The organism is Bacillus pfraonensis, assembly GCF_050768835.1.
GTDB classification, from domain to species: domain Bacteria; phylum Bacillota; class Bacilli; order Bacillales; family Bacillaceae_G; genus Bacillus_A; species Bacillus_A pfraonensis.
Window position 1 is genome coordinate 83,195 of sequence record NZ_JAHCDO010000037.1, and the last position, 11,053, is coordinate 94,247.

9 protein-coding genes are annotated in these 11,053 nt (G+C 36.4%); 6 read left to right on the forward strand and 3 right to left on the reverse strand.

The annotated features are described in order from the left end of the window. Positions 1 to 99: 99 nt before the first annotated feature. From KFD70_RS25125 to KFD70_RS25135, 3 genes are all read left to right on the forward strand, one after another. A complete protein-coding gene (locus tag KFD70_RS25125; protein WP_336454224.1) occupies positions 100 to 1,485 on the forward strand; it encodes an FAD-binding oxidoreductase in 1,386 nt (461 codons plus the stop codon). Between the two features lie 11 nt (positions 1,486 to 1,496). Then, positions 1,497 to 2,465, forward strand: a complete 969-nt coding sequence (locus tag KFD70_RS25130; RefSeq protein WP_336454225.1) for a bile acid:sodium symporter family protein — start codon at positions 1,497 to 1,499, stop codon at positions 2,463 to 2,465. Between the two features lie 166 nt (positions 2,466 to 2,631). After that, positions 2,632 to 3,240 (forward strand): FMN-binding negative transcriptional regulator, encoded by a 609-nt coding sequence (locus KFD70_RS25135; RefSeq protein WP_336454226.1) that lies wholly within the window; start codon positions 2,632 to 2,634, stop codon positions 3,238 to 3,240. A 65-nt stretch (positions 3,241 to 3,305) separates the two neighbouring features. Here the strand turns inward: KFD70_RS25135 and KFD70_RS25140 are convergent, their stop codons facing one another. Beyond that, entirely contained in the window at positions 3,306 to 4,781 is a 1,476-nt protein-coding gene (locus tag KFD70_RS25140; protein ID WP_336454227.1) for a protein adenylyltransferase SelO, read from the reverse strand. Between the two features lie 795 nt (positions 4,782 to 5,576). On the opposite strand from KFD70_RS25140, the gene KFD70_RS25145 reads away from it, so the two are divergent. Both KFD70_RS25145 and KFD70_RS25150 read left to right on the forward strand, forming a co-directional pair. Then, a complete protein-coding gene (locus KFD70_RS25145; RefSeq protein ID WP_336454228.1) occupies positions 5,577 to 7,211 on the forward strand; it encodes an FAD-dependent monooxygenase in 1,635 nt (544 codons plus the stop codon). A gap of 579 nt (positions 7,212 to 7,790) precedes the next feature. Then, entirely contained in the window at positions 7,791 to 8,735 is a 945-nt protein-coding gene (locus KFD70_RS25150; RefSeq protein WP_336454229.1) for a glycerophosphodiester phosphodiesterase, read from the forward strand. A gap of 106 nt (positions 8,736 to 8,841) precedes the next feature. Here the strand turns inward: KFD70_RS25150 and KFD70_RS25155 are convergent, their stop codons facing one another. Beyond that, positions 8,842 to 9,006: a hypothetical protein gene (locus KFD70_RS25155; RefSeq protein WP_336454230.1), complete on the reverse strand. Its 165-nt coding sequence runs from the start codon at positions 9,004 to 9,006 to the stop codon at positions 8,842 to 8,844. 836 nt (positions 9,007 to 9,842) lie between these two features. Between KFD70_RS25155 and KFD70_RS25160 the strand changes: the two genes are divergently transcribed. Then, positions 9,843 to 10,793 carry a S8 family peptidase gene (locus tag KFD70_RS25160; protein WP_336454231.1) on the forward strand — a complete coding sequence of 317 codons (951 nt, stop codon included), beginning with the start codon at positions 9,843 to 9,845 and terminating at the stop codon, positions 10,791 to 10,793. A 154-nt stretch (positions 10,794 to 10,947) separates the two neighbouring features. On the opposite strand, the gene KFD70_RS25165 is transcribed toward KFD70_RS25160, so the two are convergent. After that, entirely contained in the window at positions 10,948 to 11,040 is a 93-nt protein-coding gene (locus KFD70_RS25165; protein WP_431613448.1) for an IS3 family transposase, read from the reverse strand. Between the last annotated feature and the right edge of the window lie 13 nt (positions 11,041 to 11,053).

Below are 11,053 nucleotides of genomic sequence, written 5' to 3' on the forward strand. Positions count from 1 at the left end.
TTCAGATTATTATGTATGAAATAGTTCATCAGATGAATCGTTATAAAACGATCCTAAATTTTATATCAAATCTGTAACAGAATGATGGGAGAGAATGAAATGAAAGCTGAAACTGCAAATTTACTAATTGCTTTAAAAGAGATACTTCCTGAAACAGGAGTAGTAGTGAATGAAACGGTGAGAGAATTGCACAGTAAGGATGAATCTTATCATGCCAGTAGTCTACCTGATGTTGTTGTATTTCCAACAACGACAAAAGAGGTTAGTGAAATAATGAAACTAGCAAACAAGTACCAAACACCAGTTGTCCCATTTGGAGTGGGGTCAAGTTTGGAGGGGCATGTGATTCCATATGAAAACGGGATTACAATAGATTTTTCACTTATGAATCAAGTGCTAGAGGTAAGAGAAAAGGATTTTCTTGTTAAAGTTCAACCTGGTGTAACTCGTTTACAGCTTAATAAAGAATTAAAAAAGTATGGCCTGTTTTTCAGTGTGGATCCAGGAGCAGATGCTACACTAGGTGGAATGGCTGCTACAAATGCGAGTGGAACGACTTCAGTAAAGTATGGCGTTATGCGTGATCAAGTTCGGGATTTAGAGGTGGTACTGGCAGATGGAATGATTATACATACAGGGACGCTAGCTGCAAAGTCATCATCTGGTTATCATTTAAATGGCATTTTCGTTGGATCAGAAGGAACACTTGGTTGTTTTACAGAGTTAACATTAAGAGTGTATGGAATACCTGAGCATACGATGGCAGCAAGAGCGTCTTTTCCGACAGTGAATGATGCGGTAGAAGCTGTGATTGATATTTTACAAGCCGGTATTCCAATTGCGAGAATTGAGCTTGTTGATGAACTATCTATGAAACAAGTTAACAAATATAGTGAAATAAACTATAGAGAAGAGCCGACATTGTTTTTAGAGTTTCATGGGAATGAAGCAGGATTAAAACAAGATGTTGATTTTACAAAAGAAATTGTGAAAGATCATAAGTGTAACGGTATTTCATTTGAAACAGAAACAGCAGCCAGAAATAAATTATGGGAAGCAAGACATAATTTAGCATACGCTTATGTTCACAGTTATCCAGGGAAAAAACTGATGAGTATGGATGTTTGTGTACCCATTTCAGAATTAGCAAATGCAATCCAGTATGCAAAAGAGACTTTAGATGATATGGGGATCGTTGGGGGAATACTTGGACATGTCGGAGATGGGAATTTTCACGTTCTATTAATGGTGAATCCAAATGATATAGAGGAAGTACAGAAAACTGAAGCGGTCAATGAAAAAATTGTGATGTATGCTCTGGAGCGCGGCGGCACGTGTACAGGTGAACATGGGGTAGGGATTGGTAAACGGAAATATCAAGAAAAAGAGCACGGGGCAGCACTTCTTGTGATGAAAAAGATAAAACAAACTCTTGATCCAAAAAATATTTTGAATCCGAATAAGATTTTTAAAATCAAAGAATAAGGGATGGTTCGATGAAAACGTTGGAAGCAATCAGTAACGTAGCAGGAAAATATTTTGCCATTTGGGTTATTTGTATCGCAGTTATCGCTTTTATCATTCCTGCACCATTCATTTGGTTTAATGGGTATATTACAATTTTATTAGGTATTGTTATGTTTGGAATGGGACTGACGCTAAAAGCAGTTGACTTTAAAATGATTGTAACGAAGCCGTTGCCAGTCATTATTGGGGTGTGTGCTCAGTTTATTATTATGCCTCTTGTTGCATATGCACTTGCTTATATGATGAATTTACCAGCAGAATTGGCCGCGGGGTTAGTTTTACTAGGTTCAGTGCCAGGTGGAACTTCGTCAAACGTAATGGTGTATCTAGCGAAAGGAAACTTACCTTTATCCATTGCGATGACATCATTATCAACATTGCTTGCACCAATTGCTACACCTTTTATTTTGTTGCTATTAGCAGGGCAGTGGATGCCAGTTGATCCTATGTCGATGTTTCTTTCTATCGTACAAGTAATCATTGTCCCAATTATTTTAGGAATAGCAGTTAGAAAATTCTTTCCGACAGTAGTGAATAAAGGTATCACAGTGGTACCTCTTATATCAGTTTTAGCAATTATCATTATTGTTTCTGCAGTTATTTCAGCGAATGTAAGCAGTATTGCCTCTTCTGGTTTGTTAATTCTTGTAGCGGTGATGCTCCATAATGCATTTGGATTTTTACTTGGTTATTTGACAGCATTGGTACTCGGGCTTGATGAAGGAACGAGACGAGCGATTTCCATTGAAGTGGGGATGCAGAACTCTGGCTTAGGTGTAGCGTTAGCAGCCGCGCATTTTGGACCATTAGCAGCATTGCCAAGTGTTTTAGCGGCAGTATGGCATAATATTGCAGGACCTATTCTTGCTACATTTTGGTCGAAAAAAACTGTGGATATTGTGCGGAATCAAAGTATTCAAGCGGGTGTGGAAAGGTAAACGCGTATCTATTTAAAACGCTTTTCAGTTCAAATACTGAAAGGCGTTTTATGATGTATAGAAGTAGTACTGTCCTTATAAAATAATCATTATCTGTCCCTGTTAGGTTGATTTTTTTCAAAATATAATTAGAAAATAAAATGATAAGAAAGAGAAGAGGGAAAATATGTACATACCTAAATACTTCGATATAAAAGATGAAAAAATAAAATATGAAATCATTGAACAGAATAGTTTTGCAACGCTATTTTCTCAGCATAATGGAGCACCATATGCAACGCATCTTCCTTTACTATTAAATAGAAATGAGCGCATTTTATATGGTCATTTTGCACGGCCGAATGAACAATGGCAAGACGTTCGAAATCAAGAGATACTTGCAGTTTTCCAAGGTCCGCACTGTTATATTTCTCCTTCATGGTATGAAACAAAAGAAGCAGTGCCAACCTGGAACTATGTAGCAGTTCATGTATATGGTGAAATGGAAATTGTAGACGATGAACAAGAATTAATCGATTCTCTTCGTGATTTAGTAAATAAATATGAAGATCCGGCGAGCTCCTATTCATTAGATGAAGTGGAACCTAATTATGTTGAAGGGTTAAGTAAAGGGATTGTTGGATTTAAAATAAAGATTAATAGAATTGAGGGGAAATGGAAGCTAAGTCAAAATCATTCAGCGAAGCGACAAGAACGAGTTGTGAAGCACCTGGAACAAATGGATAGTGAGAATCATAAAGAGATTGCTATGTTGATGAAGAATAAATCGAATTAAGTAAAAGAAATGCTCGCCCTTCAATTGAAGGGCGAGCAAATTCATTATGAGAAGGAGCTAACCACTCATGTACCACAAAAAGTTCGATAAGGTTTAGAAGAGGCGGCAGGCAATGTAGCATATTCACATTGTTCAGGTGAATGTGTATAAGGGCTTGAAAGAACCGCAAGCAGTCGTTCCATCACACTGTAGTCTCCTTGTTTTACTGCTGCATCTAAAGCTTCTTCCACGCGGTGATTTCGTGGGATTACCGCAGGATTGTTATCTCGCATCAACTGGTGTGAAGAAGGGCTTGATTCCTGTTGTCTGCTTAATCGTTCTTGCCATTTTCCATTCCAAGCCGTAAATTCTTGGCTTGTAAACAAATCGGTATCTTTATCAGTATCAAAAGTTAAAGCAAGGAAGGTGTTCGTATAATCTGCGCGATATTTCTCCATTAATTTGAGGAGCTCATCGATAAGCGCTTTATCTTCTGCTTCTTCATTACATATGCCTAGTTTTGCTCTCATTCCAGTAAGCCAATGTTGTTCGAATAGCACACCAAATGTTGAGAGGCTATCTTGAGCTAGTTTGACAGCTTGTCCCTCGTCTTCATGTAGCAGTGGCAATAAAGATTCCGCAAAACGGGCAAGATTCCAAACGCCAATATAAGGCTGGTTGCCATAGGCATATCGCCCTTGTTTGTCAATAGAACTGAATACAGTTGCTGGATCATATTCATCCATAAAAGCACATGGACCGTAATCGATTGTTTCTCCGCTAATTGTCATATTGTCAGTATTCATGACTCCGTGAATAAAGCCGACGAGTTGCCATTTTGCAATTAGGCTTGCTTGTTGTTTTATCACTTCTTGAAGTAGCGCTAAATATTGGTTTTCATCTGATTGAATAGCTGAAAAATGACGTTTAATCGTATAATCAGCTAAAGCTTTAAGATCCTCAACTGAACCGCTTGCTGCTGCGTATTGGAATGTGCCGACGCGTATATGGCTGCTGGCTACACGTGTTAAGATTGCACCTGGTAAAGCTGTTTCGCGTAAGATTGACTCACCCGTTGTTACCACAGCTAAACTACGAGTAGTAGGAATACCAAGTGCATACATTGCTTCACTGATAATATATTCACGGAGCATTGGACCAAGTGCAGCGCGTCCATCCCCGCGGCGGGAGTATGGTGTTCTTCCAGATCCTTTTAGCTGAATATCAAATCGTTTACCCGAAGGTGCAATCTGTTCACTAATTAGCAGAGCACGTCCGTCCCCTAGCATGTTGAAGTGCCCGAATTGATGTCCGGCATAAGCTTGAGCAAGAGGAGAAGCGCCTTCAGGTACTTCATTGCCGGCAAACACTGCTACACTTTCTTCACTTTGAAGTGCCTCTACGTTTAACCCTAAAGATGTTGCCAAAGAATCGTTAAGAATAATCAACTTTGGTGAACGTACGGGCGTTGGAGAAGTTTTTGTGAAAAATGATTCTGGCAGACGAGCATAACTGTTGTCAAAGTTCCATCCAGTTTCGTTTATTTCTTTTTTGTTTTCCATTTGATCTCCTTTTCTTTTTCATTCTAGTTTAAAGCATAATATAAAAAGTATTTCATAATATTCTCCATTTTATTTGTGGAATATAGAAGGAAAGAGTTTAATTTTGTTGCGTCTTTGTCCTTCGTTTTTGTGATCTACTTGTAAATATGTATGATACAACTTTAATCAATAGCAAATAAAAAACGCATCAACAACTGAGTTGTATTCAAATAGTTCTGATATATATAGTAACACTTTTATTCACAGAACCAAAACGTAAACATTTTTCATTATGTAAATGTCTTTAGTCGGTGATGGAACATTAAGACAGCAAGTTGAGATATAGAATCTTTTGATAAAGTGAAGTGCTAATTGGTGGGATATTAAGAAAAGAAAAAGCCACGCTCATTTTATAATGAATGTGACTTTTTAGTTTTTATAGTTAGTTTAATTTTCAAGTTAATAATATATAAATTGGAACTACGCTTTTATTTTGTATAAAGAAATTTATCGTATAGATCGATTGTGTTTTTGGGGCGTACTCTATCTATATGATAAATAATTCGGAAAAATAAGTCTATATTTTTCTAGATTTCCTTATTATAGTTAACCTACTGAGCTCAGTAAAATTTATCCCGCTTTAACGGGCTGTAATACTCCCACCTCAAAACTTAAGAGAATGCGAAGAAGTTTAGGTGGGAGATAAACAGCCCATAAAAGCCCGATTGGTTTAACTAACAATCAGTGAGGGATGGAGAAAACCCCACTGATTGAAGTTTCACTTTATGTGTAGTTTACATGAAAGGAGAAATACGCATGAAATCCATTCATGTTCCAGTTTTAATTATTGGAGGAGGTTTAACGGGGTTAACTTCTGCATTATTTCTTTCCCGTCATAAAGTGGAGTATTTACTTATTGAAAGACATCCAACTACTGCTATTCACCCAAAAGCGGGAGGGATTACTTTTCGCACGATGGAATTATTCCGGGAATTAGGTTTAGAAAAGAAGATTCGCGCCGCTGGAAGAGTGCTGGAGAACTGCCGTGGAAGGGTTAGTGTAAATACAATCGCTGAAGCAGACTATGAAGAATTAAAAAGGGTAAAGATGGTTCAGGATGAAAATGATAAAAGTTTGTTCGAGTTGATTCAAAAAATTAGTCCATCAAAGCCGACTTCATGTTACCAAATTACTTTAGAACCGATGTTGCTCAAAGAGGCTAAGCAATTAGGTGGAAAGCTGTGGTTTCATCATGAACTGGTTTCTTACAAACAGGATGAACTGGGAGTAATTGCTATTGTGCGAAATTGTGAGACGAAAGAGGAACAAATTATATATAGTAAGTATATGATTGCGGCAGATGGTGCAAAAAGTTCGATACGTAAACATTCTGGTATTTCCACTGATGGTCGTGGTACGATAGGCGGTCATTATATTAACATCCACTTTAAAGCAGATTTGAGTGATTTCATAAAAGGGGATGTCTTTGCTTTCACAATGATTACAAATCCTGAAGTTTTTGGTGCATTGATTCCGGTCAATAATAAGGATTGCTGGATTTATCATGTAGCCTATAATCCTTTAAAAGGGGAAACACCTGAAGATTTTTCTGTAGAGTATTGCCAGCAAATTGTTCGAAAAGCCATTGGAAAGTCAAATCTTAAAGTTGAAATATTAAGCATTTCACCTTGGGAGGCGACAGAAAGTACAGCTATACGTTTTCAAGATAACCGTGTTTTTTTAGTTGGAGATGCTGCACACCTTATGCCACCTACAGGAGGATTTGGTTCAAATACAGGTGTTCAGGATGCTCATAATTTAGCTTGGAAATTAGCTGCTGTTATACATGGTCAAGCGAATCCAAAATTATTAGAAACTTATCATGTGGAGAGACGTCCTGTAGTACAATTAACCACGGATTATGCAAGCAGCATTCTACTGCGGGCTGCGAATAGAGAAGAAGCTAATTTGAATACTACGGATAGTTTAGCTGTTACTGTAGGTTATAAGTACAGTTCTGCGGCAGTAATAGATCAAGATGAGAATCCGCATAGAATGGATATTTTAGAGCTCAAGGGAAGACCGGGAACACGCGCTCCGCATATGTGGGGAACGTATCAAGGAAAGCGGATTTCAATACTTGATTTATTAGGAAGAAATTTTGTGTTATTTACTGGATCAGAACACGATTTTTGGTCAAAGGCTGCAAGTACGGTTGCATCTCATTTAGGGATCAGTATTGAAGTGTATCAGGTTTCTCAGAAAGGGGATTTTATTGATCAGGATAACACTTTTGTAACGCTATATGGAATTAAGCCTGAAGGGGCAGTGTTGGTAAGACCAGATGGATTTATTGGGTGGCGGACAAAAGAGGCTACTTTCACATCGGATATCGTACTTGAAGAGGTATTAAATTGCATACTATGTAACACATCTTTGAACACAAAGTAATTTTAAATATGTATTGTTCCAATTTTTAGCATATAAAAGGTAGATAGGCATAAAAAAACATTTCTATTGATTAAGGTTATACGATCTGCATATAGAAATTTCTTCTTTATGCAGATCGTAAATGAATCGCTCTATATTAATTATTATAATAGAGTATCATTTTATTATTATTAATATAACAAAAAATATTCACAAAGTTTATAAGATTTGTTATGATTGAGTCCAACAAGTTAATTGAAGGCCGGAGATATTTGAGAAAAGCCATAAAACTGTTTGTGAGTACAAATGTATTCTCAAACGTTTTATGGCTTTTTTGTTGAGTTACGGGAACACAGTAGAGAATGCTTCATAATTGTTTAGTTATAATAGGGGGAAGGGGCTGACAGCTAGAAACATAGATGAATTTAAAATATATTTAGTTACATAGAACATGATAAACAGTATAGAATCATAGCTTACATTTTATTTGTGAGATTGCCATATTATTAAAAGCTTATAATAATATTTAGGGTATTTCTTCTATTTCGTGTAAAGCTCATTAGCTTGTTGAAATTTACAACGTGGGAAGGGTTTAAGAGTATGAAAAAGATAATAAGTTTCTTGGTTGTTTTCTTTACAGTAGGGAGTTTTTTTTACGGGGGAACAGTTGATGCGAAAACAGAAAAGAAACATGAATTCAATGAAAATAAGTTTTTAAATATTGCTCATCGAGGAGCGAGTGGACATGCTCCTGAGCATACTTTTGCTTCATATAATCTTGTGAAAAAAATGAAAGCGGATTATTTAGAATTAGATATTCAATTAACAAAAGATGGTCAATTGATTGCAATGCATGATACAGCAGTGGATCGAACTACAAATGGAGCTGGCGAAGTAAGAGAAAAAACATTAAGTGAAATAAAAAGTTTAGATGCAGGGTCTTGGTTTAATGCTACATATCCAGAAAAGGCAAAAAAAGAATATGTGGGGCAAAAAGTTCCAACACTAGAAGAGATATTTCAAAAGTATGGAAGAAGCATGAAATACTATATTGAAACGAAATCTCCGGACGTGTATCCAGGAATGGAAGAGAAATTATTAGAGTTATTAAAGAAATATAATTTAATTGGCCAAAATATGTCTTCAAGCCGAGTTATGATTCAATCATTCAGTCAAGAAAGTTTAAAAAAGATTCATAGTATGAATAAAAATATTCCACTAGTGCAACTGCTTTGGTATTATCCAAATGAAAACAATGAGATTATTGAATGGTCAGGGGTTACTCATGCTCCACAGGGTGTAACAAATCAAGAGTTTCAAGAAATTAAAAAGTACGCCGTTGGTATTGGACCAAACTTACGCAATGATAATGGAGAATTAATTATTGATGAACTGTATATGAAAAAGGCGAGGGAGAATGGTTTGTTAATCCATCCTTATACAATCAATGAGAAAGAAGATATGAGATTGTTAATTAGATGGGGTGCAACGGGTATGTTTACAAATTATCCAGATCGGTTACATAGTGTTTTAAAGGAAAAGTAAAAGGAAATATGAATAAAAGGTATACCATTTATTTGGGTATACCTTTTATCTTTATATTGGTTATTTAATTTGTTACATGTATTAAGCTGAATATGTGACCATTTTTCTATTGGCTTAAATACATAACCGCTAACCAAAAAAAGGCAGGCATATGAAACCAATAGATATAGGTGATAAGGCTATTATGATTGTAAGCATGTCCAGCAACAACAAGGATTAGTACAAATCCTTTTGCTGAATCAAGCCACAATTCACGTTTTTTATCTATCATGTTTCCACCTCCTGGTTGTAATAACAACATCTATTCTAGAAGGAACGAAAGCAAATTTTCCAATATGTTATTAGGCTTTAAAACATTAGTAAATAAATAGAGATAATGGTAATGAAAAGATTGTTTTGTGATAAAATGGAAATATAAAAATGTACATGTATCGTGTTATACATTCAATGAAATAAAATGTGGTTTTCTAATGGAATGATACATTTTATATATGTCGTTCATATGTTCAAGAGGTGAATTAGATTTTATTATCAGTCGAAGAAGAATGAGAGAATAGATATGTATCGATCTTAATGCCATCAGTAAACTCTAACTTCATACTTTCACCTTCTAACAAACAAAAAGGGAACCAAATAACCGCCTCCTCTTTTCTAATTAGCAGAGCTAAGAATAGAAGAAATAGGTAAAAGGAGCACCTGTTTCAGGAAGTGTAAAGCAAATTCCAATAAAAGAGAAAAAAGTATACGGTACAATTTTTGGCGGACCATCACATCGCTATCAAGCTGAGATTTTATGCTGTTACTAAAAAGAATTTTACATATTTTCACTCTAGAGATGTTAATTTTACTATTTTGAAGTCCTTTTTTCACTAGCTTAATGGGCATATGGGAGGGAATCCTAGTAGTAGGATAAAACCGCCTTCGCTATAGTATTCTAGTATGTTTGTAAAGAATAGGATAAGAGTTGATGAGAATCAAGTGAAATTAAATGGTTCAAAATCTGAAAATTAACGAGGTAAATTATAGATGGATGTAGAATATAAACTTTAAAGATTTATGCATATGAAGATTCATAACCTGAAAAATCCCAAAAAGGAGAGGATAGACATGTCAAAGTTCAAGTTAATTCCTTACAAATTGGAAGAGGTTAAGGATCGTACTAAAGAAGTTCCTCCCGGGGTCCGTTTAATCGAAGCTGAGTCTATATGGGCGAAAGGGTATCAGGGGGAAGATGTGGTTGTTGCAGTTATTGATACTGGCTGCCAAACTGACCACCCAGATTTGCAAGAACGGATTATGGGAGGTTATAACTTTACAGAAGACTATGGGGGAGACCCTCATGTATTCTTAGATAATAATGGTCATGGAACGCATGTCTGCGGTACCATTGCTGCCACTGAAGATGATAAGGGTGTGGTAGGAGTAGCACCTAAAGCGAAGTTACTTGTTCTGAAAGTACTGACTGGTACAGGGGAAGGAACCATAGAATCTATTACACAGGCCATTCAATATGCAACAACATGGAAAGGGGCGAAAGGAGAAACTGTTCGAGTGATTTCTATGTCACTGGGAGGTCCCGAGGATAATGCTGAGTTGCATAAAGCAATACAAGAGGCTGTGGAGAAGAATATTGTTGTAGTATGTGCAGCCGGGAATGAAGGAGATGGGGATGGCGGAACTAGTGAATATAGCTATCCTGGTGCTTATCAAGAGGTGGTAGAGGTTGGTTCAATAAATCTTGAAAAGCGCTTATCACGTTTTAGTAATACAAATGATACCATTGATTTGTTAGCTCCAGGAGAAAAGATTCTTTCTACGTATCCGACAAATCAGTATGCTGTACTGTCCGGTACGTCTATGGCGGCACCACATGTATCCGGATCCATTGCTTTATTAATTCAACAATATGAAGCTGAGAATAATCAGATCATTACTGAGCCACAATTATTTGAAATTTTAATACAGCATACTGTGTCGCTGGGATACAGCAGACTAGAAGAAGGACATGGGTTATTGCAACTCGGAATGACAGTATCCCAAAAGGTTGAATCTAACTGACCTTGTAAAGCAAAGAACAGGAAGAAGCTCCTTAAAGGACGCAATGCATCACTATCAAGCTAATAAAAATAAATATCTCGCAATGAAAAAACGCTATTCTTTCTGTACAATCATAGGTGGTCTGACCCCATTTGGTGAGACAAAGAAAAAACACCTAGACAACATGTTTCCTATAAGCTATAGGTGACATATTATCTAATTTTCTCTGAATCCGTTCATTATTATAGTAGTGGATGTATTCCTCCACAGTTTGTATTATA